This window comes from Actinoplanes sp. SE50/110, from assembly GCF_900119315.1.
Classification (GTDB): Bacteria; Actinomycetota; Actinomycetes; order Mycobacteriales; family Micromonosporaceae; genus Actinoplanes.
Genome location: NZ_LT827010.1, coordinates 7,582,917 through 7,604,601 on the forward strand (window position 1 = coordinate 7,582,917; position 21,685 = coordinate 7,604,601).

The 21,685-nt window shown below is 72.4% G+C and carries 17 protein-coding genes and 1 riboswitch; of the genes, 13 read left to right on the top strand and 4 right to left on the bottom strand.

Going from position 1 to position 21,685, the window contains the following annotated elements; translation table 11 throughout:
• The first annotated feature begins 7 nt into the window (after nucleotides 1-7).
• The 4 genes from ACSP50_RS33890 to ACSP50_RS33905 all read left to right on the top strand — a co-directional run bounded on the left by ACSP50_RS33890 (nucleotide 8) and on the right by ACSP50_RS33905 (nucleotide 5,334).
• A complete protein-coding gene (locus tag ACSP50_RS33890; RefSeq protein ID WP_014693831.1) occupies nucleotides 8-652 on the top strand; it encodes a response regulator transcription factor in 645 nt (214 codons plus the stop codon).
• Between the two features lie 89 nt (nucleotides 653-741).
• A complete protein-coding gene (locus ACSP50_RS33895; RefSeq protein ID WP_014693832.1) occupies nucleotides 742-3,462 on the top strand; it encodes a bifunctional diguanylate cyclase/phosphodiesterase in 2,721 nt (906 codons plus the stop codon).
• Between the two features lie 243 nt (nucleotides 3,463-3,705).
• Complete coding sequence (locus ACSP50_RS33900; protein WP_014693834.1) at nucleotides 3,706-4,578, top strand: TIGR03619 family F420-dependent LLM class oxidoreductase; 873 nt, start codon at nucleotides 3,706-3,708, stop codon at nucleotides 4,576-4,578.
• Nucleotides 4,579-4,698: 120 nt separating this feature from the next.
• Entirely contained in the window at nucleotides 4,699-5,334 is a 636-nt protein-coding gene (locus ACSP50_RS33905; RefSeq protein WP_099343925.1) for a carbohydrate-binding protein, read from the top strand.
• On the opposite strand, the gene ACSP50_RS33910 is transcribed toward ACSP50_RS33905, so the two are convergent.
• Nucleotides 5,331-5,726, bottom strand: a complete 396-nt coding sequence (locus ACSP50_RS33910; protein WP_014693836.1) for an Hsp20/alpha crystallin family protein — start codon at nucleotides 5,724-5,726, stop codon at nucleotides 5,331-5,333. The two genes, ACSP50_RS33905 and ACSP50_RS33910, sit on opposite strands and share 4 nt — an antisense overlap.
• A 139-nt stretch (nucleotides 5,727-5,865) precedes the next feature.
• Here ACSP50_RS33910 and dinB point away from each other — a divergent pair, with 139 nt between their 5' ends.
• The gene (gene dinB / locus ACSP50_RS33915; RefSeq protein ID WP_014693837.1) at nucleotides 5,866-7,041 is read left to right on the top strand and encodes a DNA polymerase IV; all 1,176 of its coding nucleotides are present in this window, start codon (nucleotides 5,866-5,868) and stop codon (nucleotides 7,039-7,041) included.
• Between the two features lie 180 nt (nucleotides 7,042-7,221).
• On the opposite strand, the gene ACSP50_RS33920 is transcribed toward dinB, so the two are convergent.
• Entirely contained in the window at nucleotides 7,222-7,425 is a 204-nt protein-coding gene (locus ACSP50_RS33920; RefSeq protein WP_014693838.1) for a cold-shock protein, read from the bottom strand.
• Nucleotides 7,426-8,414: 989 nt separating this feature from the next.
• On the opposite strand from ACSP50_RS33920, the gene ACSP50_RS33925 reads away from it, so the two are divergent.
• From ACSP50_RS33925 to cobF, 3 genes are all read left to right on the top strand, one after another.
• The gene (locus ACSP50_RS33925) at nucleotides 8,415-8,918 is read left to right on the top strand and encodes an RNA polymerase sigma factor (RefSeq protein WP_014693839.1); all 504 of its coding nucleotides are present in this window, start codon (nucleotides 8,415-8,417) and stop codon (nucleotides 8,916-8,918) included.
• Nucleotides 8,911-10,179 (top strand): sialidase family protein, encoded by a 1,269-nt coding sequence (locus ACSP50_RS33930; RefSeq protein ID WP_014693840.1) that lies wholly within the window; start codon nucleotides 8,911-8,913, stop codon nucleotides 10,177-10,179. Before ACSP50_RS33925 ends, ACSP50_RS33930 begins: the two co-directional genes overlap by 8 nt.
• 82 nt (nucleotides 10,180-10,261) lie before the next feature.
• Nucleotides 10,262-11,017, top strand: coding sequence for a precorrin-6A synthase (deacetylating) (gene cobF, locus ACSP50_RS33935; protein ID WP_099343926.1), 756 nt, complete (start codon nucleotides 10,262-10,264; stop codon nucleotides 11,015-11,017).
• Between the two features lie 6 nt (nucleotides 11,018-11,023).
• On the opposite strand, the gene ACSP50_RS33940 is transcribed toward cobF, so the two are convergent.
• Nucleotides 11,024-11,701 carry a sigma factor-like helix-turn-helix DNA-binding protein gene (locus ACSP50_RS33940; protein WP_014693842.1) on the bottom strand — a complete coding sequence of 226 codons (678 nt, stop codon included), beginning with the start codon at nucleotides 11,699-11,701 and terminating at the stop codon, nucleotides 11,024-11,026.
• Here ACSP50_RS33940 and ACSP50_RS33945 point away from each other — a divergent pair, their 5' ends adjacent.
• On the top strand, nucleotides 11,702-12,070 hold the full coding sequence (locus ACSP50_RS33945) for a carboxymuconolactone decarboxylase family protein (protein ID WP_014693843.1): 369 nt from the start codon (nucleotides 11,702-11,704) through the stop codon (nucleotides 12,068-12,070).
• Here ACSP50_RS33945 and cobN read toward each other — a convergent pair.
• Nucleotides 12,067-15,606, bottom strand: coding sequence for a cobaltochelatase subunit CobN (cobN, locus tag ACSP50_RS33950; RefSeq protein WP_014693844.1), 3,540 nt, complete (start codon nucleotides 15,604-15,606; stop codon nucleotides 12,067-12,069). The genes ACSP50_RS33945 and cobN overlap by 4 nt on opposite strands.
• A gap of 30 nt (nucleotides 15,607-15,636) precedes the next feature.
• Nucleotides 15,637-15,777: riboswitch (cobalamin riboswitch) on the bottom strand.
• An 81-nt stretch (nucleotides 15,778-15,858) separates the two neighbouring features.
• Between cobN and ACSP50_RS33955 the strand changes: the two genes are divergently transcribed.
• The 4 genes from ACSP50_RS33955 to ACSP50_RS33970 all read left to right on the top strand — a co-directional run bounded on the left by ACSP50_RS33955 (nucleotide 15,859) and on the right by ACSP50_RS33970 (nucleotide 21,665).
• Nucleotides 15,859-17,223: a precorrin-3B synthase gene (locus tag ACSP50_RS33955; protein ID WP_014693845.1), complete on the top strand. Its 1,365-nt coding sequence runs from the start codon at nucleotides 15,859-15,861 to the stop codon at nucleotides 17,221-17,223.
• Nucleotides 17,220-17,840, top strand: a complete 621-nt coding sequence (locus ACSP50_RS33960; RefSeq protein ID WP_197688248.1) for a precorrin-8X methylmutase — start codon at nucleotides 17,220-17,222, stop codon at nucleotides 17,838-17,840. Before ACSP50_RS33955 ends, ACSP50_RS33960 begins: the two co-directional genes overlap by 4 nt.
• Before the next feature lie 193 nt (nucleotides 17,841-18,033).
• Entirely contained in the window at nucleotides 18,034-19,818 is a 1,785-nt protein-coding gene (locus ACSP50_RS33965) for a precorrin-2 C(20)-methyltransferase (protein ID WP_080128268.1), read from the top strand.
• 188 nt (nucleotides 19,819-20,006) lie between these two features.
• A complete protein-coding gene (locus tag ACSP50_RS33970) occupies nucleotides 20,007-21,665 on the top strand; it encodes a cellulase family glycosylhydrolase (RefSeq protein ID WP_014693848.1) in 1,659 nt (552 codons plus the stop codon).
• The last annotated feature ends 20 nt before the right edge of the window (nucleotides 21,666-21,685 follow it).

A 21,685-nucleotide genomic window follows, 5' to 3' on the forward strand; every position in this document is an offset into this window, starting at 1 on the left:
GACCGACATGCCGATCACCGTGCTCCTCGTCGACGACCAGCATCTGGTCCGCGCCGGCTTCCGCAGCCTGCTGCGGCGCGGCCGGGACATCGAGGTGGTCGGCGAGGCGTCGACCGGCGACGAGGCGGTGCGGGCCGCCCGGGACCTGCGCCCGGACGTGATCCTGATGGACATCCGGATGCCCGGAATGGACGGCATCGCCGCCACCAGGACGATCCTGGCGGCGGAGAGCACCACCAGGGTCATCATCCTGACCACCTTCGAGACCGACGAGTACGTCTTCGCCGCCCTCGCCGCGGGTGCCAGCGGCTTCCTCACCAAGGAGGTCGACCCGGACGGCCTGCGCACCGCCGTCCGGGTGGTCGCGGCCGGCGACGCGCTGCTCTCCCCGAGCGTCACGCGCCGCGTCGTCGGCCAATTCACACAATATGCCGACAAGACGCCGGAGCGGGATCGGCTGACCGTGCTCACCGACCGCGAACGTGAGGTCGTCGCCCTGGTCGCCACCGGCCTGTCCAACGACGAGATCGCCGCCCGCCTGGTGATCAGCCCGCTGACCGCGAAGACCCACATCACCCGGGCGATCACCAAGCTCGGCGTGCGTGACCGCGTCCAGCTGGTGATCATCGCGTACCAGGACGGCCTGGTCTGAATGGTCTAACCGTCTTGCACCCTCGCCGTTCCTCATCCGGGCACCCGGCCGCCCGATGCTCCCAGTTGATCGCACAAGGGGGCGTGGAGATGACTCTCAACAACGGGGAAGGCCCGGTGGACATCCGCCGCTGGGTCCACGTCTGCATCGCCGTCGCTGCGGTCCTGGCCGTGCTCGCGGTGCTGGTCGGCACGGAGGCCGGTGGCCGGCAACTGGCCGCCGACGTCTCCACCTGGGCGCTGGCGATCCTGCCGATGGTGGCCGCCGGCACCTGCGTGTGGCGCAGCCGGCTGTTCACCGGCCGGGCCCGCTGGGGCTGGGCGGTGCTCGGCGCCGGCGTGTTCAGCTGGGGCGCGGGCGCGAGTTACACGGTGGCCGAGTTCTTTCCGCACGGCGGTGACCCGCAGATCCCGTCCTGGGCCGACCTGGGCTTCACCGGCCTGATGCTGCTGGTCCCGCTCGGCCTGTTGATCCTGCCGAGCGGCGCGCAGCCGCTGGCGAACCGGGCCCGCAGCGTCCTCGACGGTCTGCTGGTCGCCTCGTCCCTGGTGCTGGTCGGCTGGGTGTTCGTGGTCGACCCCCGGCTGGGCCACGGCACTGCCGGGACCGACCTCTACCTCACCCTGAGCTACCCGCTCGGCGACATCGTGATGGCCACCATCATCGGCTACATGCTGCCGCAGCGACGGGCGCTCTACCGCTGCTCGGCCGACCTGACCTTCTTCGGGCTCGGCGTGATCGGCTTCGCGATCTCCGACATCGGCTACGCCTACCAGCGGATGATCCACGACTACCAGGCCGGCGCGCTGATCGACATGGGGTGGATCGCCGGGTTCTGCCTGATCATCGTGGGCGCCGCCCGACCGAAGGACGCCGAGCCGCTCAAGAGCGAGTTCAGCGCCCGGGCGCAGGCCACCGGCGTGATGTTCCCGTATGCGGCGGTCACCGCGGCACTGTTCGCCAGCGCGCTGTTCCACCTGGTCAGCGGGCACAGCAGCCCGTTCGTGACGTGGACCCGCTCGCTGCTGATCCTGCTGCTGATCGGCCGTCAGGTGCTGACCCTGCTGGAGAACCGGAACCTGACCCGCACCCTGGAGGCCCGGGTCGACGAGCGCACCGCCGAGCTGTACGCCCGGGAGCAGCGGTTCCACGCGCTGGTCCGGCACAGCTCGGACGTGGTCACGGTGATCGACGCGGACGGCCGGGTGACCTTCCAGAGCGAGTCGATGCTGCGCGTCTTCGGGTACGGCCCGGAGCTGTTCGTCGGCCGGCGCTACACCGACCTGGTCGACGCCGAGGTGGCGATGCGGCTGGCCCAGGCCATGCGGCAGGTCGCGGTCCGGCCGTACGCCACGGCCACCCTCGAAGTCGTGCACACCCACCGGGACGGCCGCAAGTGCCCGTCCGAGGTGATCATCACGAACCTGGTCGACGACCCGCACGTGGGCGGCTTCGTGCTGAACACCCGGGACATCAGCGAGCGCAAGGAGCTGCAGGAGCAGCTGGTGCACGAGGCATACCACGACCCGCTGACCCAGCTCGCCAACCGCGTGCTGTTCCACGACCGGGCGCAGGCCGCGCTGGCCCGCACCACCGACCTGACCGTGCTGCACCTCGACCTGGACGGCTTCAAGCGGATCAACGACAGCCTCGGCCACCTGGCCGGCGACCAGCTGCTGGTGCAGATCGCCGACCGGGTCCAGGCCTGCGTGCGGGCCGAGGACCTGGTCGCCCGGTTCGGCGCCGACGAGTTCGCGGTGCTGATCGAGGCGGCCACCGGCGACGAGGCCGAGTTCGTGGCCCGGCGCATCCTGGACGACCTGGAGCTGCCGGTCGAGGTCGGCGCCCGGCGGATCCACGTGCGGGCGAGCATCGGCCTGGCCGCCGCGGCCCTGCTGGAGCCGAACGAGCCGGACGGGGCCGAGCAGCTGCTGCGCAACGCCGACCTGGCCATGCACCACGCCAAGGCGGCCGGCGGCAGCATCTTCACCAGCTTCCACCCGCGGATGCGCGAGGGCCTGGTGGAGCGGCTCGAGCTGGAGAACGACCTGCGCGCCGCGCTGGAGAACCACGAACTGCGCCTGCACTACCAGCCCACCATCGACCTGGAGACCAGCGCGGTGGTCGGTTTCGAGGCGCTGGTCCGCTGGCCGCACCCGACCCGCGGCATGATCAACCCGCTGGACTTCATCCCGATCGCCGAGGCCACCGGCCTGATCGTGCCGCTCGGCCGCTGGGTGCTGCACGAGGCCTGCCGGCAGGCGGTCGAGTGGAGCGAGGCGGCCGACGGGCGGCCGCTGAAGATGTCGGTGAACGTCTCGGTCCGCCAGTTCGACCAGCAGGACTTCGCCGAGACGGTGTCGGCGGTGCTGGCCGAGACCGGCATGCCGGCCGACCGGCTGTGCCTGGAGATGACCGAGTCGGTGCTGATGACCGACACCGAGGCCAACCTGGAGCAGTTGGTCCGGCTCAAGGCGCTGGGCCTCACCCTGGCCATCGACGACTTCGGCACCGGCTACTCGTCGCTGGCCTACCTGCGCCGCTTCCCGGTGGACACCCTCAAGATCGACCGGTCGTTCGTCGAGCGCCTCGGCGTCCTCGCCGGCGACACCGCGCTCACCGACACCATCGTCCGGCTCGGCAAGAGCCTGGGCATGGCCACGGTGGCCGAGGGCATCGAGGAGTTCGGCCAGCTCGCCGCGCTCCGGGAGATGGGCTGCGGTTTCGCCCAGGGTTACTACTTCTCCCGGCCCGTGCCGGCCGTCGAGGCCGGGCGGCTCTTCCTGGAGGGCGCTGACGCGCCGCTCTGACCCCTGGGCACCCCGACGGTGTACGCCGTGAGCACCCCCGCCGGCAGGGCGACGCCCACCAGGTACCACCCCAGGTCGGCGGGGTCGAAGCCCACCCCCGGCACCGGACACGCCACCACTGCGCGCCGACAGCTCCGCCGGAACCCGATGAGCTGCAGGAACCCCACTACCCAGCAGTAGCTGCGGCACCGCCGTGCTCCCGGCGCCGCCCGCCATCCGGGCCGGGCGGCCTAGGCTTGGCTCATGCTGATCAGTTTCGGGTTGCCGGTGTCCGGGGCGTGGGCCGAGGCGGAGACGCTGACGACGGTGGCGCGGCGGGCCGAGGAGCTCGGCTACCACGGGCTGTGGACGTTCCAGCGGCTGCTCGTCGGCGAGGAGCAGGAGCTGGCTCCGGTCTATCAGAGCGTGCTCGATCCGATCGTCGCGCTGAGCTGGGCCGGCGCGGTCACCTCGCGGATCCGGCTGGGGGTCTCGGTGATCAACCTGCCGTACGTGTCACCGGCGCTGCTGGCCAAGCAGGCGGGCACCCTGGACCGGCTCACCGGCGGACGGCTCGACCTGGGGCTGGGCACCGGCTGGTCGGAGCCGGAGTTCACGGCGACCGGCTCGGACCCGACACCGCGCGGGCGGCGCACCGAGGAGTATCTGGCGGCGCTGCGCACGCTGTTCGCCGAGGGGACGGCGAGCTTCGAGGGCGAGTTCTACCGGGTGCCGCCGAGCCGGATGCGGCCCCGCCCGGTCCAGGCCGGTGGCCCGCCGATCCTGCTCGGCGGCGGCGCGGACGTGGCACTGCGGCGGGCCGGCCGGCTCGCGGCGGGGTGGGTGAGCAGCAGCCGGGCCAGCCTGGCCGACATCGAGCGCGGGGCGAAACTGGTCCGGGCCGGGGCGGCCGGTGCGGGCCGGAGTGCTGACGACGTACGCATCATCGTCCGTGCCGTTGCGCCGGAAGGCGCTTCCTACCCGGAGATCCGGGCAAGCGTGCGGCGGTTCGCGGAGGCCGGCGCCACGGAGATCTTCCATGAGCCCAACTGGGATCCGCGGATCGGCGGGCCGGACGCGGACCCGGTGCGCGCGGCCGAGCTGGGCCTGGAGATGCTGGAGGAACTCGCGCCGTGAGACGGTGCGGGGCCGGCCGCCACGGCGCCGCACCGTCACCGGTCCGGCACCCGGCGTCGGGTTTCGTAACGAAACCGGCAGTCGCGGCGCTCGATGGGAACGGCTGTCTACCCTTGCCGGGTGGATCAGCGCACTCCGACCGTCTACCGGACCCGTTCCTGGACGAACCGTAACCGGGCATTGATCGGCCTGGGTGGTCTCGCCCTGCTGCTGCTCGGCTACGGCATCGGCCGCTGGCAGGACACGCCGTCCGCCCCGGCCGCGGTCCCGGCCGCGCTGACCGCATCCGCCACGGCCGCGGCCTCCTCGGCCCCGGTCGACACGCCGGCGCCGAGTTCGCCGGCGCCCACCCCGGTGGAGTACGGCCTGCTGCAGGCCGAGTCGGCCAGTGAGCTGGCCGGCATTCAGGCGCAGGACACCCAGGACGAGAGCGGCGGGCAGAACGTCGGCTGGATCAACCGGGGCGACCATCTGCGCTTCGACAAGTACGACTTCGGCGAGGTGCCGGCCACCAAGGCGAAGATCCGGGTGGCCTCCGCCGCCGGGGTGTCCGGCCGGGTGCAGATCCGGCTGGACGGCCTCGGCAACGCCCCGGTCGGCGAGCTCTCGGTGAGCAACACCGGCGGGTGGCAGACCTGGCGCACCGACGTGGCGGCGCTGCGCCCGGTGACCGGCACGCACACGATCTACCTCACGTTCACGGCCCCGGACGACAGCGAGTTCATGAACGTGAACTGGATCCAGTTCGAGCACTAGCCCGCGACGGCGACCTCGATCCGGCGGGGCTTGCGCTCCTCGAGGACCGGGATGCTGAGGGTGAGCACGCCGTTGTCGTGCCGCGCCTCGAGCCGGTCGGTGTCCAGCTTCTCGGAGAGGTGGACCTGGCGGCTGACCGGGCCCACCGGGCGCTCGGCGATCAGGTAACGGACGCCCTCGCGCTCGGCGCGTCCGCGCTCGGCACGGACGGTCAGCACCCGGCCGTCGACGGTGATGTCGATCGAGGCGGGGTCGACGCCGGGCAGGTCGATGTCGATGTGGAAGGTGTCGTCCTCGCGGTACGCGTCGAGCCGGGCGCCGGTGGCGCGGGTCGAGGTGACCCGGGCGGTGAGACGCTCGAGGTCGCGCACGGTCGGGGTGGTGAGCAACATGGTGGGCTCCTCGTTCTCCATCAGCTTGAGCGTAAGTGACTCAACCTTTCGAACCGGGATTGCCGGTACGCGATTCCCGCCCCCGATGTGATCAGCGCAACCCCTCCCCCGATTCGAACACACGTACTAAAATGGCCTGGTGATCCTGCATGCCGACCTGGACTCGTTCTACGCGTCGGTCGAGCAGCGCGACGATCCCGCGCTGCGCGACCGGCCCGTCCTGGTCGGCGGCGGCGTGGTGCTGGCCGCGTCCTACGAGGCGAAAGCGTGCGGCGTCCGCACCCCGATGAGCCTGTCCCGGGCGCGGGCCCTGTGCCCGCAGGCAATCGTCGTGCCGCCCCGCATGACGGCCTATGCGGCGGCCAGCAAGGCGGTGTTCGCGGTGTTCCGGGACACCACGCCGATCGTCGAGCCGATCTCCATCGACGAGGCGTTCCTCGGCGTCGACGGGCTGCGGCGGATCAGCGGCACGGCCGAGGAGATCGCCCGGCGGCTGCGCGCCGACGTGCGCGCCCGCGTCGGCCTGCCGATCACGGTCGGTGTCGCCGGCACCAAATTCCTGGCCAAGGTCGCCAGCGGGGCCGGCAAACCGGACGGGCTGCTGGTCGTGCCGCCCGGCGGCGAGCTGGCCTTCCTGCACCCGCTCCCGGTCGAGAAACTCTGGGGCGTCGGACCGAAAACCGCCGACCGGCTCCGCGAACGGCAGATCCGCACGGTCGGCGACGTCGCCCGGGTCGGCGAGGCCGCGCTGATCGCGATGCTCGGCGGCAACACCGGGCGGCACCTGCACGCGCTCGCCCACAACCACGACCCGCGCCGGGTCGGCAGCGGGGGCCGGCGCGGCTCGATCGGGGCGCAGTGCGCGCTCGGCCGTGGCCGTCGCGCCCCGGAGGATGTGGAGGCGGTGCTGGCCGCCCTGGTCGACCGGGTCACCCACCGGATGCGCGGCGCCCACCGGGCCGGGCGGACGGTCACGCTGCGCCTGCGGTTCGACGATTTCCAGCGGGTCACCCGCTCCCGCAGCCTGCTCAAGGCGACCCTGCAGACCGGCGCGGTGCTGCGGCTCGCGACCGACCTGCTGCGCGAGGCCCGGCCGCTGATCGACCAGCGCGGGCTGACCCTGATCGGGGTCGCGGTGAGCAATCTGGACGGCGAGGGTGGCGTCCAGCTGGAGCTGCCGTTCGAGGCCCCGCGGCAGGACGGGCTGGACGCCGCGGTCGACCGGGTGCGCGACCGGTTCGGCGCGTCCGCCCTGCGCCGCGCCGACATGCTGGGCCGCGAGATGAACCCGTCGGTCCCGATCCTGCCCGACTGAGCGTCACTCCCGCAGACCCTGCAGTCCCCCGCGCGGACCGGCCCGGCGAAGAGCGTGCTGTGCGCGGATCCGCCGGCAGATAGTCACTTCCGCGTACCTGCCCGGCAGGGAGTCGCTTCGCCGGAAACGCCGAACGGCGGCCCGCTGAACCAGTCAGGCCGCCGTTCGCGCAATCGAAGATCAGATCGGGCGGATGTTCTCCGCCTGCGGGCCCTTCTGACCCTGGGTGATGTCGAACTCCACCTTCTGGTTCTCGTCGAGGCTGCGGAAGCCGCTCGACGCGATCGCGGAGAAGTGGGCGAAGACGTCGGGGCCGCCACCGTCCTGCGCGATGAAGCCGAAACCCTTGTCACTGTTGAACCACTTCACGGTACCGGTAGCCATGTCTGCTCCTTCGCAGGCTGTTGGAGACCGCGGTATGCGGACTCGCACGTCACCGCGTTGATCGCCCGCGCCGAACCGACACGACAAACGAAAAAAGCGCCTGCGAGGGTTTCAGATAACCCCATCAGGCGCGGAAAACGTCTACGGAAATCAAAACTGCAACAAACGAACCGTAGCACAGGCCGTGGCGCCGGCCCGCACGTCACCGGAGCGGGCCCCCCTTCCGGTCATGAACGAGGGCCCCGGCGCACATCGCGCCGGGGCCCGGGATTACGGGATGAAAACACCATCTACCGACAGGTTCGTCGGGTTCTCGTTTCCGCACCCTGCCGCGCACGGCAGCGGACGGTACGAGGATCGCGTAAGCGTGACCGGAGACCACCTCACTTCGATGGGACCACGGTGTGTCCGCCCGCAGAACTGGCACAACGTCCTGACGGCGGGCGATCCAACGGCGTCCAGCCCTCCCTTTCCTCAGTTACTCATCACTCACGGTGCTGTCCGTCGATGGCGGAGCCCACGCGACTTCACGGCCCCGCACATGTGCGGCGGATCCCTGCTGCATCAGGCGGAGCCCCGAAAACTGCATCAGCCCCACCTGCGGTTGCCCTGACCTGGAACGACGTCAAGGTCTTGTCGTGCACTTGCCATGTCGCTCGCGGTGATGTGGATCCACCGCGGTGACCGAGCGGGCCCGAGCATTTCCGGACCCTGCGTCGACGCTCGGCCTGTTACGTCGGCGTCTCCAGCCGACCTCTGTCAACGTCTGACCGATCTCTCTCAACGGAGAAAACATTACCACACCCGCGAAGAATGTCTAGTCCGTGGAGACCAGATTTTCTCGTCGGCCGACCGGCTTTCTCCTCGCCCGCGGTGACCGCCGGACCGGAGCCCCCCGGCTCGGGTGAGAACGTGTGTAACCTGGCGCGCCCACCGTGAGTCGTATGGGTGAGCATCTACCCCGCCCCTTCCCGGCAGGAGCGCCCGCAGTGGACCCCGACATCGACCTTCGCGAGCTGTACGCCGCGTCCGCCGGCCGGTTGGTGGCCCAGCTGTACGGCATCACCGGCGACTTCGCCGAGGCCCAGGACGTGGTGCAGGAGGCGTTCGCCCGGGCGGTGGCCCGTCCCGGCGGCGTCCTGCAGGCGACGAACCCGGAGGCCTGGATGTTTCGGGTCGCGGCGAACCTGGCCCGCTCCCGCCACCGCCGCCGTCAGCTGTTCGACCGGGTGGTGCGGACCGGCCGGCTGCGCGCCGCCGACCCCGCCCCGGCCATCTCACCGGACCACGTCGCGCTGGTCGCCGCGCTGCAACGGCTGCCCCGGGCCACCCGGGAGACCGTGGTGCTGCACCACATCGCGGATCTGCCGGTGGCCGAGGTGGCCACGATGCTCGGCATCAGCGTCGAGAGCGTCAAAGTCCGACTGTTCCGCGGGCGCCGCGCGCTCGCCGAGTTCCTCCGCGACACGGACCTGGAGAACACCCATGTCTGACCCGTTCGGCGGCTTCGTGACAGCGGTCGCGGCCGCCGCCAAGCCCGACTTCGACGATGTGATCGCCCGGTCCACCCGATATCGCCGCCGCGGCCGCAGCCGGTGGTTCGCCGCGATCGCCGCCACGATTCTGACCGCCGGTGGCGGGACGGCCCTGGGGGTCGCCGCCGGCCGCGGCACCCCGGATCCCTCGCCCACCGCCGGGGTTGCGCCGTGGCGCACCACCGTTGCGCGCAACGCGCCGGGTCCCCTCGCACCGCGCGAGTATCGGCAGACCCGTCCGGACTTCTGGGTGCCCGTCGGCTCCGGCGACACCCTGACCGGACTCCAGACGCAGATGCGGGCGGGCGACGTCGATCACCTGTACCTGCAATATCAGAAGTGCGGCGGCGACGGGTGCCACCAGATGCTGGCGTCCACCACCGATCGCGGAAAGACCTGGCACAAGTTTCCGCTGCCGGCACCGATCAGCGCGATATACAAGCAGGCGGAGGTCACGGACACGATCGGTGGCATGGTGGTGGCGCTGTCCGCGCCCCGGGTCGTGACCGCCCAGCGCCTGCCGGTCATCTGGGCCAGCCCGGATGCCGGTGCGACCTGGCATCGGACCAGGGTCGACACGGGCGCCACCGTGCCCTTCGGCTGGCGGGTCCAGCCGACCGAGGCCGGATTGGTCGCCATCGACCCGGCAACCGGGGACGGCACCATGTACCTCTCGTCGCAGGCCCGCTTCTCCTCGACGATGGTGATGTCGCCCCAGGCCGGGATCTGGTGGATGGACGCCGGGAAGGACGCCCTGGACGCCGAGGTCAGCAGGGATGGCGGACGAAGCTGGTACCGATATCCGCTGCCGCTGCCCCGCGGGGCGGGGCTCTCCACCATCTGGTGTCAGATCTGCACCGGCGACGGCCGGCTCGTCTACGTGACGCGCATGCACGAGGGTCTGCTGCATCTGTGGGCCAGTGTCGACGGCGCCGTCACCTGGGAGGATCGGGCGACCCTGGATGCCGACGGTCCGGTGGTCTCCGTGCTGCCGGTCGACGACCGCACCGTGATCCTGCAGGGTGCCGGCGGCTCGTTCCGCAGCACCGACCAGGGACGGACGTTCGTCCGGGTCGGGCCACGGCTCGGCCACGACGCGTACCGGCTGGGCGGCGGTGGCTTCATGATCGCGACCGACAGCGACTCCGACGAGTTCAGCGCCTGGGTCTCCGCCGACGGCGCCGACTGGACCTTCGTACACCGGCCGGAGGTTCCCTGACAGCGTCTCGGGTGGCGCGCCCTCACACGGGGGAGGGTGAGCCACCCGAGGCGTCTCCGGGGCGGTGCGGCAGACTCAGGGCGTGCGGAAGATCTACGTGATCGGGATCGGCGCGGGCGACCCGGACCATCTGACCCTGCAGGCGGCCAAGGCGATCGGCCGGACGAATGTGTTCTTCCTGCTCGACAAGGGTGAGGCCAAGCAGAGCCTGATCGACCTGCGGGAGCGGATCATCCGGGCGTACTCGCATCCGCACAAGCGGATCGTCGAGGGCCGCGACCCGGACCGGGACCGCACCCCGGCCGACTACACCGGCACGATCGCCGACTGGCGCTCCCGCCGCTCCCAGGTGATCGAGGAGCTGATCGCCGAGCACCTCAAGGATGAGGAGACCGGGTCGTTCCTGGTCTGGGGCGATCCGGCGCTCTACGACTCGACGATCGCGATCCTGGACGAGATCCTGGCCCGCGGCGCGGTCACCTTCGAGTACGCGGTGATCCCCGGGATCAGCAGCGTCTCCGCGCTGGCCGCCAAACACCGGGTCGGGCTGAACCGGGTGGGCCAGCCGTTCCAGGTGACGACCGGGCGGCGGCTGGCAGAGGGCTGGCCGGCGGGCGCCGACGACGTGGTGGTGATGCTGGACGCGCAGCAGGCGTTCACCGCGTACCCGGAGGCCGAGATCTTCTGGGGCGCCTATGTCGGCACCGAGGACGAGCTGCTGGCCTCCGGCCGGGTCGCGGACGTCGGCGACGAGATCGTCGCGACCCGCGCGGAGGCCCGCGAGCGGCACGGCTGGATCATGGACACCTACCTGCTGCGCCGCCGCGCCGGGGACTGACCGGGGTCAGGTCAGCAGCTCGATGGTGATTGCGTCGTCCGGGTCCATGATCGCGTCGATCGCGATGATCCGGTCGCCGGCCACCGTGAAGGACAGCGCGATCCGCGCCCCGAACGGTGTCCGCACGAACGCCCCGGCCGCCCCGTCGATGGTCGCCGGGATCGCGCCGTGCGCACGCCCGCAGAAGAACCGGGCCGCCTGCTCCGCGGTGGTGCCCTCGCCGAGGCGCGCCCCGGAGTCGTCCATGCGCAGCATGACGTCCGGGTCGAGCAGGCTGAGCAGTCCGGCGAAGTCGCCGCCGCGGGCCGCCGCCAGGAACGCGTCCACGATCCTGCGCTGCCGGGCGAAATCGGCCATGCCGGCCGGGGATCCACCGTGCACCCGGCGCCGGGCCCGGCTGGCCAGTTGCCGCGCGGCGGCCGGGCTGCGGCCGACGACCACCGCGATCTCGTCGAACGACACCGCGAACAGGTCGTGCAGCACGAAGGCGAGACGTTCCGCCGGGGTGAGCATCTCCAGGACGACGTGCAGGGCCGCACCGACCGAGTCGGCCAGCACCGCGTCCCGTTCCGGATCCTCGGCCCCGGGTGACTCGGCGACCGGCGGCTCCTCCCGGCGGGAGCCGCGGGCGCGCAGCATGTCCAGGCAGACCCGGCCGGTCACGGTGGTCAGCCAGGCCGGCACGTGCCGAGCGTCGTCCTGGAGCTGGTGCACCTGCGGGCCAGCCAGATCAACGGGTGCGGCCCGTGCGTCGACTCGGGCGCACGTGGCCTGCGCAAGAACGGTGAGACCGACGACCGGCTGTTCGCGGTCGCCGTGTGGCGCGAGACGCCGTACTTCACCGAGCCGGAACGGGCCGCGCTCGCCCTGGCCGAATACGCCACCCGGCTGGCCGACAACCCGGACCCGGTGCCGGACGCGATCTGGGACGAGGCCGCGAAGCACTTCACCGAGGAGCAGCTGGCGGCGATCGTGCTGTGGATCGCCACCACCAACTTCTTCAACCGGATCAACGTGACCACCCGGCAGCAGGCCCCGACGAACTGGGGTTAGGCCGGCCCGTCCTCCAGGTCGCCCTCGGTCTCGAGGTAGAGCTGCTGGAGCGCGGTCAGGGTGTCCGGCGACGGGGAGTCCCAGAGCTTGCGCTCGGCCGCCTCCAGCAGGCGCTCGGTGATGCCGTGCAGCGCCCACGGGTTCGACTGGCGCATGAACTCCTGGTTCTCGGCGTCCAGCGCGTACGTCGTGGCCAGCTGCTCGTACATCCAGTCGGTCACCACGCCGGCGGTCGCGTCGTACCCGAAGAGATAGTCGACGGTGGCGGCCAGCTCGAAGGCGCCCTTGTAGCCGTGCCGGCGCATCGCGGCGATCCAGCGGGGGTTCACCACCCGGGCGCGGAAGATCCGCGCGGTCTCCTCGGTCAGGCTGCGGGTCCGCGCGGCGTCCGGGTTGGTGGAATCGCCGATGTACGCGGCGGGCGCCCGGCCGGTCAGCGCCCGCACCGTGGCGATCATGCCGCCGTGGTACTGGAAGTAGTCGTCCGAGTCGGCGATGTCGTGCTCGCGGGTGTCGATGTTCTTGGCGGCGACATCGATCCGGCGGTACGCGTTCTCCATGTCGCCGCGGGCCGGCACCCCGTCCAGGTCCCGCCCGTAGGCGAAGCCGCCCCACACCGCGTACACCTCGGCCAGGTCCGCGTCGTCCCGCCAGTTCCGGCTGTCCAGCAGCGGCAGGATGCCGGCGCCGTACGCCCCCGGGCGGGACCCGAAGATCCGCATCGTGGCCCGCCGCCAGTCGCCGTGCTCGGCCCGGTCACGCAGCGCGTGCTCGCGGACGTGGTTGTCCGGCTCGTCCAGCTCGGCGATCATCCGGAAGGCGTCGTCGAGCATCGCCACCACGTGCGGGAAGGCGTCCCGGAAGAAGCCGGAGATGCGGACCGTGACGTCGATCCGGGGCCGACCCAGCTCCTCGCGCGCGATCGGCTCCAGGCCGGTCACCCGGCGCGAGGCGGGATCCCAGATCGGGCGTACGCCGATGAGGGCGAACACCTCGGCGATGTCGTCGCCGGCGGTGCGCATCGCGCTGGTACCCCACGCGGACAGGCCGACCGATTTCGGCCAGTCGCCGTAGTCGGCCCGGTAGCGGGCCAGCAGCGAGTCGGCCATCGCCTGGCCGGTCTCCCAGGCCAGCGCGCTGGGGATCGCCTTCGGGTCGACCGAGTAGAAGTTACGGCCGGTGGGCAGCACGTTGATCAGGCCGCGCAGCGGGGAGCCGCTCGGACCGGCCGGGACGTAGCCGCCGTTCAGCGCGTGCAGCACGTTGGTCAGCTCGTCGGTGGTGCGGCTCAGCCGCGGCACCACCTCGGTCGCCGCGAACCGCAGCACGTCCCGCACTTGCGGAACATCCGAGATCGCCGATACATCGGCCGGCCAGCCCCCGTCCTCCATCGCGGTGACCAGGCGCCTGGCTTCGGCCTCGATCTCGTCGACGCGCGCGATCGGGGCGTCCTCGGCGAGGCCGAGCGCCTCGCGCAGACCGGGCAGCGCGGCGACCTGGCCGGCCCACATCTGGCGGGCCCGCAGCATCGCCAGGACCAGGTTGATCCGGGCCTCGCCCTGCGGCGCGGCGCCCAGCACGTGCAGGCCGTCGCGGATCTGCACGTCCTTGACCTCACACAGCCATCCGTCGATGTGCATGATGAAGTCGTCGAACTCTTCGTCGTCCGGCCGGTGCGCCTGACCGAGGTCGTGATCCATCTTGGCGGCCTGGATCAGCGTCCAGATCTGCGCCCGGATGGCCGGCAGCTTGGCCGGGTCGAGCGCGGCGATGTTCGCGTGCTCGTCCAGCAGCTGCTCCAGGCGGGCGATGTCGCCGTACGACTCGGCCCGGGCCATCGGCGGAATCAGGTGATCGACCAGGGTGGCGTGCGCGCGGCGCTTCGCCTGGGTGCCCTCCCCGGGGTCGTTGACCAGGAAGGGATAGATCAGCGGCAGGTCACCGAGCGCCGCGTCGGTGCCGTCCGATGCGGACATGCCGACGTTCTTGCCGGGCAGCCACTCCAGGTTGCCGTGCTTGCCGACGTGCACCACCGCGTGCGCGCCGAACTCGTCGGCCAGCCAGCGGTAGGCGGCCAGATAGTGGTGGCTGGGCGGCAGGTCCGGGTCGTGGTAGATGGCGACCGGGTTGGCCCCGAAACCGCGCGGCGGCTGGACCATCACCACGATGTTCTCGTCGCGCAGGGCGGCGAGCACGATGTCGCCGTTGTCGGTGTACAGCTCGCCGGGCGGTGGACCCCAGTGCCGGGTCACGCTCGCCCGGAAATCCTCGGGCAGGGTGTCGAACCAGGCCTGATAGCGGGCGCCGGAGATCCGCACCGGGTTGCCGGCCAGCTGCTCCTCGGTGAGCCAGTCCGGATCCTGGCCACCCGCCGCGATGAGCGTGTGGATCAGCCCGTCACCGTCGTACGCCGAGAAATCGCCGATCTTGTAGCCGTTGTCCTTCAGCGCCGCCAGCAGCGCCACGGTCGAGGCGGGCGTGTCCAGGCCGACCGCGTTGCCGATCCGCGAGTGCTTCGTCGGATAGGCCGACAGCATCAGCGCGACCTTGCGCTCGGCCGGCGGGATGTGCCGCAGGCGGGCGTGCGACACCGCGATGCCGGCCACCCGAGACGCCCGCTCGGGGTCCGCGACGTACACCGAGAGCCCGTCCTGATCGATCTCCTTGAACGAGAACGGGACCGTGATGATCCGGCCGTCGAACTCCGGAATCGCCACCTGCGTCGCCGCGTCCAGCGGGCTCAGGCCGTCGTCGCTGGCCTCCCAGGTGGCGCGGGAACTGGTCAGGCAGAGGCCCTGCAGGATCGGCACGTCCAGCTCGGCCAGCACGCCGACGTCCCAGGCCTCGTCGTCACCGCCGGCGCTCGCCGTCGCCGGTCGGGTGCCACCGGCCGCCAGCACCGTCACCACCAGGGCGTCCGCCTTGCGCAGCTCGGCCAGCAGGTCGTCGGGGGCGGTGCGCAGCGAGGCCGTGAAGATCGGCAGCGGGCGGGCGCCCTTCGCCTCGATCGCCCGGCAGAGCGCATCGACGAACGCGGTGTTGCCGGCCATGTGGTGCGCGCGGTAGTAGAGGACCGCGATCGTCGGGCCGTCCGACCCTGATCCCTCTGCTGCTCGCGGCAGGATCCCCCACTGCGGGCTCTCCACCGCCGGGGCGAAGCCGTTGCCGGTCAGCAGCACCGTGTCGGACAGGAAGTCGTGCAGCGACCGCAGATTGTCGGCGCCGCCCTGCGCCAGATAGGTGTGCGCGTCCGCGGCGATGCCGGCCGGGACCGACGACAGCTTCATCAGATCGGCGTCCGGCGCCATCTCGCCGCCCAGCACCACCACCGGCAGATCCCCGCCGAGCAGCTCGTCGAGGCCCTCCTCCCAGGCCCGGCGGCCGCCCAGGATGCGGACCACGACCAGCTCCACCCCGTCCAGCAGGGCCGGCAGATCGGCCACCCCGGTGCGGGCCGGATTGCCCAGCCGCCATGCCGAGCCGCTGGCCCGGGCGCTGAGCAGGTCCGTGTCGGACGTCGACAGCAGCAGAAACACGCGTGCGCTCCCCTCGGGGTCCGCGCCCCGGGTAGTAAGAATCACGGCGACCGGAGTTCCTGGCTCCCGGGCAGCTCACCCGGTGACAGTGGCGGGACCGCGCCGGACTCGCACCGGCTTCCTCCGCGGCAGTGCCGCTCGAATTCACTTGTCGTCGCACACGCTACCGAACGTTGTGACGCCGCTGACGATTCAGGGGGCTGCCGACCCGAGGCTCCGGTCCTGTCGGGGGCCGCCCGTAGTATCCGGGCCGTGAGTCGCCTTCGACAGTCCGACACCGACGCCTGCCCCGGCGCGCTGCGGTTGCACGCCGCCGCCGACGGGCTGCTGGCGCGGGTCCGGCTGCCCGGCGGCATGCTCACCGGCGCCCAGCTGGGCTGCCTGCGCGAGCTGGCCGAGGAGTTCGGCGACCGGCGCCTGGAGCTCACCTCCCGAGCGAACCTGCAGCTCAGAGCACTCCCGCAAGACCGGGTGGAGACGGTGGCGGCCCGCCTGCGCGCCGCCGGGCTGCTGCCATCGGCAACCCACGACGCGGTACGCAACATCGCCGCCCCGCCGATGGCGAGCGACACCGTGCGGGACCTGGTCCGGCGCCTCGACGCGGCGATCTGCGCCGATCCCGGGCTGGCCGCGCTGCCCGGCAAGTTCCTGTTCGCTCTCGGGCCGGTCCCGCTCGCGGCCGACGTCACCGCCGTCCCGCTCGCCGGCTCCCCGGCCGGCGACCGGTTCGCCCTGACGTTCGGGGGGCGCGACACCGGGCTGCGCGTGACCCACGACTCGGTGATCGAGGCTCTGCTGGCGAGCGCGCACGCGTTCCTGGCCGAGCGGGAGGCGCAGCGCGGCGGCGGCGCGGCCGCGTGGCGGTTGCGCGAGCTGACCGACGGCGCGGCCCGGGTCTCCGCGCGTGTCGCCGCGGCGCTCGGTCTCGCCACGGCCGAGGTTCCCGCCGGGCCGGCCCCCGGTGGAGGCGGTCCGGCTGCGACCGACCCGCTGGCCGGCGTGACGACCGGACACGAGCAGGACGCCGCTGGCGCGCTGGTCGGCGTGGTGACCGGAAACGAGCAGGACGCCGCTGGCGCGCTGGTCGGTGTGGTGACCGGAAACGGGCAGTTCGCCGCGGGTGCGCTGGTGCCGTTGGGTCGGCTCGAAAGCCGGCAGTCGAGGCTCCTGGCGGAGGCCGAGCGCCTGGTTGTCACGCCGTGGCGCGGTGTGCTGGTCCCCGGCCTCACTCCGGAGGACGCCGCGGCCTGGGCCGGGCGGATGGCGGCGACCGGCCTGGTGGTGACCCCGACCTCCCGCTGGACCGGGGTCACCGCGTGCGCCGGCCGCCCCGGCTGCGCGAAGTCCCGGGCCGACATCCGCGCCGACGCCGAGGTCGCGACCGGCTTCGCCGACGGCCTGCCGGTCCACTGGGCCGGCTGCGAGCGTGCCTGCGGCAGCCCGGCCGGCCCGCACGTCCGGGTGGAGGCGACCGCGGCGAGCCCGGCTGCGCCCGGTTCGCTCGGCGCCGGTGGGGCGGGATACACGGTGACGCGACGGGCGGATCCGGAGACGGTGGTCGAGGTCATGCCGGCGGGAGCGCTGGGTGACGTGGTGGCGGCGGCGAGGAGAGGCTGATGGACTACGAACGCGACGGCGCGGAGATCTACCGGCGGTCGTTCGCGACCATCCGGGCCGAGGCGGACCTGAGCGGGCTGCCCGAGGATGTGGCGCGCGTGGTGGTTCGGATGATCCACGCCTGCGGGATGGTCGACCTGGTGCCGGACGTGCGGTACAGCCCGGGGGTGGCGGCCGCGGCCCGCAAGGCGCTGCTCGGCGGGGCGCCGATCCTCTGCGACGCCGAGATGGTGGCGTCCGGGGTGACCCGGCGGCGCCTGCCCGCTGCCAATGACGTGATCTGCACGCTCCGCGATCCCGCCGTGCCCGGGATCGCCGCGCGGATCGGCAACACGCGCAGCGCCGCCGCCCTCGACCTCTGGGGCGACCGCCTCGACGGCGCGGTGGTCGCGATCGGCAACGCGCCGACCGCCCTGTTCCGCCTGTTGGAGATGATCGAGGCGGGCGCGCCGCGGCCGGCGGCCGTGCTGGGCATCCCGGTCGGTTTCATCGGCGCGGCCGAGTCCAAGGACGCGCTCGCCGAGTCCGGGCTGGAGTATCTGATCGTTCGCGGCCGGCGCGGCGGCAGCGCGATGACCGCCGCCGCCGTCAACGCTCTCGCCTCGGAGGCGGAGTAGCGGGTGCCGCCCGGCGCCGGACTCGGCGCGCTTCGGCGGCGGCCGGGGTCCGGAGGCGGGGTTGTTCGCCGACGGCCGGGATCCGGCGGCGGGATTGGTGTGGCTCGCCGACGGCCGAGGTCCGGAGGCGGGATCGGTGTGGTGGACGGCGCCGGAGGGCGGGGCCGGGACGGGAAGCGGCAAGGTGGGGACTGTGACGGACGGTGTGGTTCGTGGGCGGCTTTACGGGGTCGGGCTGGGGCCCGGCGACCCCGAACTGGTCACCGTCAAGGCGGCCCGGCTGATCGAGAAGGCCGACGTGATCGCCTATCACGCGGCCCGGCACGGGCGCAGCAACGCTCGGGCGATCGCCGCCGGGTATCTGCGGGACGGGCAGATCGAGGAGGCGCTGATCTACCCGGTGACCACCGGGACCACTGATCATCCGGGGGGATATCAGGGGGCGATCGACGAGTTCTACGAGCAGGCGGCGGGGCGGCTGGCGGCTCATCTGGACGCCGGGCGCGACGTGGTGGTCCTGGCCGAGGGCGATCCGTTCTTCTACGGGTCGTACATGCACATGCACAAGCGGCTCGCGCACCGGTACGAGACGGTCGTGGTCCCCGGGGTGACCTCGGTGAGCGCGGCGTCCGCGGTGCTCGGCCGGCCCCTGATGGAACGCGACGAGGTGCTCACCGTGCTGCCCGGCACACTGCCCCCGGCCGAACTCGCCCGGCGCCTGGCGGCCACCGACTCGGCCGCCGTGATGAAGCTCGGACGGACCTTCGACGGGGTGCGCTCGGCGCTGGCCGAGGCCGGCCGGCTGGACGATGCCTTCTACGTCGAACGGGCCACCATGGCCGCGGAACGGGTCGGCCGCCTGTCCGACATCGATCCGGACACGGTGCCCTACTTCTCGCTCGCCCTCCTGCCCAGCCCCGCCGCCACCGCCTTCGCCGAAGCCAACGGCTCGCTCGCCGCCGGCGGCACGGCGAGCGCTCCCGCGGACCGGGCGGAGGCATCCGGGCTCGACGCGAAGCCGGATGCCTCCGGCGTGGGCGCGGACGCCCGCGGTGCGGACGCTCATGGCGTGGGCGTGGGCGTGGGCGTGGGCGTGGGCGTGGGCGTGGGCGTGGGCGCGGACGCCCGCGGTGCGGACGCTCATGGCGTGGGCGCCCGCGGCATGGACGCGGCGGCAGCCGTTGGTTCCGGTGGCGGCGGGGGTGCCGGGGCGGGGCGGGTGACCGTGGTCGGGCTCGGCCCGGGGGCGGCCGAGTGGCTGACCCCGGAGGCCCGGGCGGCGCTGGCGGAGGCGGACGATCTGGTGGGATACACGACCTACATCGATCGGGTGCCGGTCGACGCGCGGCAGCGGCGGCACGCCTCGGACAACCGGGTGGAGGCCGAGCGGGCCGCGTTCGCGCTGGATCTGGCCAAGCGGGGACGGCGGGTGGCGGTGGTGTCGTCCGGGGATCCCGGGGTGTTCGCGATGGCCGCCGCGGTGCTGGAGGTGGCCGAGGACCCGCAGTGGAAGGACGTCACGGTGCGGGTCGTGCCGGGGCTCACCGCGGCGCAGGCGGTGGCGAGCCGGGCGGGGGCGCCGCTCGGTCACGACTTCTGCGTCATGTCGCTGTCCGATCGGCTCAAGCCCTGGTCGGTGATCGAGTCCCGGCTGGCCGGGGCGGCGGCGGCCGACCTGGTCATCGCGATCTACAACCCGGCTTCGCAGTCGCGCAAGGAGCAGCTGGTCCGGGCACGGGAACTGCTGCTGGAACACCGTGCGCCGAGCACCCCGGTGGTGGTGGGCCGGGACGTCGGCGGGCCGGCCGAGTCGGTGCGGGTCACCACGCTCGGCGCTCTGGACCCGGCGAGCATCGACATGCGCTGCCTGCTGATCGTGGGCTCCTCCCAGACCCGGGCGGTGGCCACCGGGAACGGCGATCCGGTCGTCTACACCCCGCGGCACTACCCGACCGAGGGTGGCACGGCGATCCCATAGCGAGCGAACAGCGGGAAAGACGCAGCACCGGGCGGGGGTGGTCGATCAGCAGGACGCGGGGGAATCGACGGGGTGCACCTGATCGGCAACGGAGGGCAACCGCACTGCATCGACGAGTTACCTGACGGCACCGTGCTGGAGCGCCGAAAGGAGGGGCCACCGAAGGCAACTCCGTGAAGGGCTCCCCCATGAAACTTGTCGGTCGACGTGCCGCGATTCTGGCCTCTTCACTTCTCCTTTCCGTCTTCGCACAGCACGGGGTGGCCTCCGCGGCCACCAAGCCGGCGCCGGCGAAGGCGACCGTCAAGACCGGGGCGGCACCGGTGAAGACGCCTGCCGCCAAGCCCGGGGCGGCGCCGGTGAAGACGCCCGCCGCCAAGCCCGCGCCGACCCCGGCGAAGCCGGGCCCGGGCGGCAACGCGGGTGCGGGCGCACCCGCCGGTGCCACCGCGGCACCGGCGAAGGCGACGGTCAAGGGGACGCCGACGCTGGCGAGCCGGCTGGACGCGGTGCGCACCGCGAAGACGATCAACTACTACCCGTCGAACGCCGGGTGGTCGGCGATGTGGACCCGGTTCGACGCGGCGCGGATCGAGGCGGATCTGACCAAGGCGGCCGCACTGGGCGCCGACGACGTGCGGGTCATCGTCTTCCCGAGCACGTTCGGCTATCCGACGCCGAAGGCGGACTACACCGCCAGGCTCAACAAGCTGATCAGCATCGCCGACGGGCACGGGCTCACCGTCAAGCTGACCCTGTTCGACTGGTGGGAGGGCTACACCGACACGGCCGGCAGCGCCGCGTGGGCCAGGGCCGTCCTCGCCCCGTACGCGAACGACCCGCGGGTCCTGTCGGTCGAGGTGCAGAACGAGTTCGACCCGTCCGACGCGCGCGCCGTCACCTGGGTCAAGAAGATCATTCCGAGCATCCGGGCGGCGGTGCCGACGATGCCGCTGACCCTGTCGGTGTCCGGCGCCACCGGGTCGAACGGTCTGTCGCAGATCCGGGCGACGCTGGCCGCGACCCCGCTCGACTACCTGGACTTCCACTTCTACGGCAACTCGGAGCGGTCGCTGGCCGAGATCCGCACGGCGCAGGCCGCGGCGGCCCCGCTGCCGATCGTGATCGGCGAGACCGGGCTGAGCACGGTGTCCGGCACCGAGGGTGAGCAGGCCGCCTACCTGGCGCGGGTGTTCGCGGCGGCCCGGGTCGCCGGGGTGGGTTCGGTGGCGCCGTGGACGCTCACCGACTTCTCCGACGGTGCCATCCCGACGAATTCGGCCGTGTCGAAGATCCCGGCGCAGTACAAGTACGGCCTGTACCGGGCGGACGGCTCGGCGAAGGCGGCGGCGGCCGTGGTGAAGGCGTACTGGGCCGGTCAACCTCTGACGAACAGCGTGCTGGACCTGGGTTTCGAGGCGCCGGCCGGCAATTCGCCGTGGCGGCCGTACCTGTCCGATGCCGGCCCCGCGGTGCGGGTGAACGGGGTCGCGCATTCGGGGTCCGGTTCGGTGAAGTTCACCGGCACCTCCCACACCGATGACGGCCTGCCGGCGATCCGGACCGCCCCGGTCACCCCGGTCCAGCCGGGCCTGCGGTGGCACGCCGAGGCGTGGGCCAAGGGACAGAACCTGACCGGTACCACCCAGATCGCGCTGAGCTGGTTCGACGCCAACGACCGGTGGCTGGGTCAGACGTCGTCGAGGGCGTTGCCGACCGGCACGACCGGCTGGACGAAGCTGACCGTGGACGCGACCGCCCCGGCGGGGGCGGCCGGCGTGCAGCTCCACCTGAAGTCGGGGAACAACCGGGGCACCGCCTGGTTCGACGACGTGACGATGTCCTGATCCGACGCCGCCGGTCGCGG

What these genes read in the sequence shown, in the direction of transcription:
- ACSP50_RS33890 (WP_014693831.1), top strand. Translation starts at nt 8, where the DNA reads ATGCCGATCACCGTGCTCCTCGTCGACGACCAGCATCTGGTCCGCGCC.
- ACSP50_RS33895 (WP_014693832.1), top strand. Translation starts at nt 742, where the DNA reads ATGACTCTCAACAACGGGGAAGGCCCGGTGGACATCCGCCGCTGGGTC.
- ACSP50_RS33900 (WP_014693834.1), top strand. Translation starts at nt 3,706, where the DNA reads ATGCTGATCAGTTTCGGGTTGCCGGTGTCCGGGGCGTGGGCCGAGGCG.
- ACSP50_RS33910 (WP_014693836.1), bottom strand. Translation starts at nt 5,726, where the DNA reads ATGTTGCTCACCACCCCGACCGTGCGCGACCTCGAGCGTCTCACCGCC.
- ACSP50_RS33920 (WP_014693838.1), bottom strand. Translation starts at nt 7,425, where the DNA reads ATGGCTACCGGTACCGTGAAGTGGTTCAACAGTGACAAGGGTTTCGGC.
- ACSP50_RS33930 (WP_014693840.1), top strand. Translation starts at nt 8,911, where the DNA reads ATGTCTGACCCGTTCGGCGGCTTCGTGACAGCGGTCGCGGCCGCCGCC.
- ACSP50_RS33970 (WP_014693848.1), top strand. Translation starts at nt 20,007, where the DNA reads ATGAAACTTGTCGGTCGACGTGCCGCGATTCTGGCCTCTTCACTTCTC.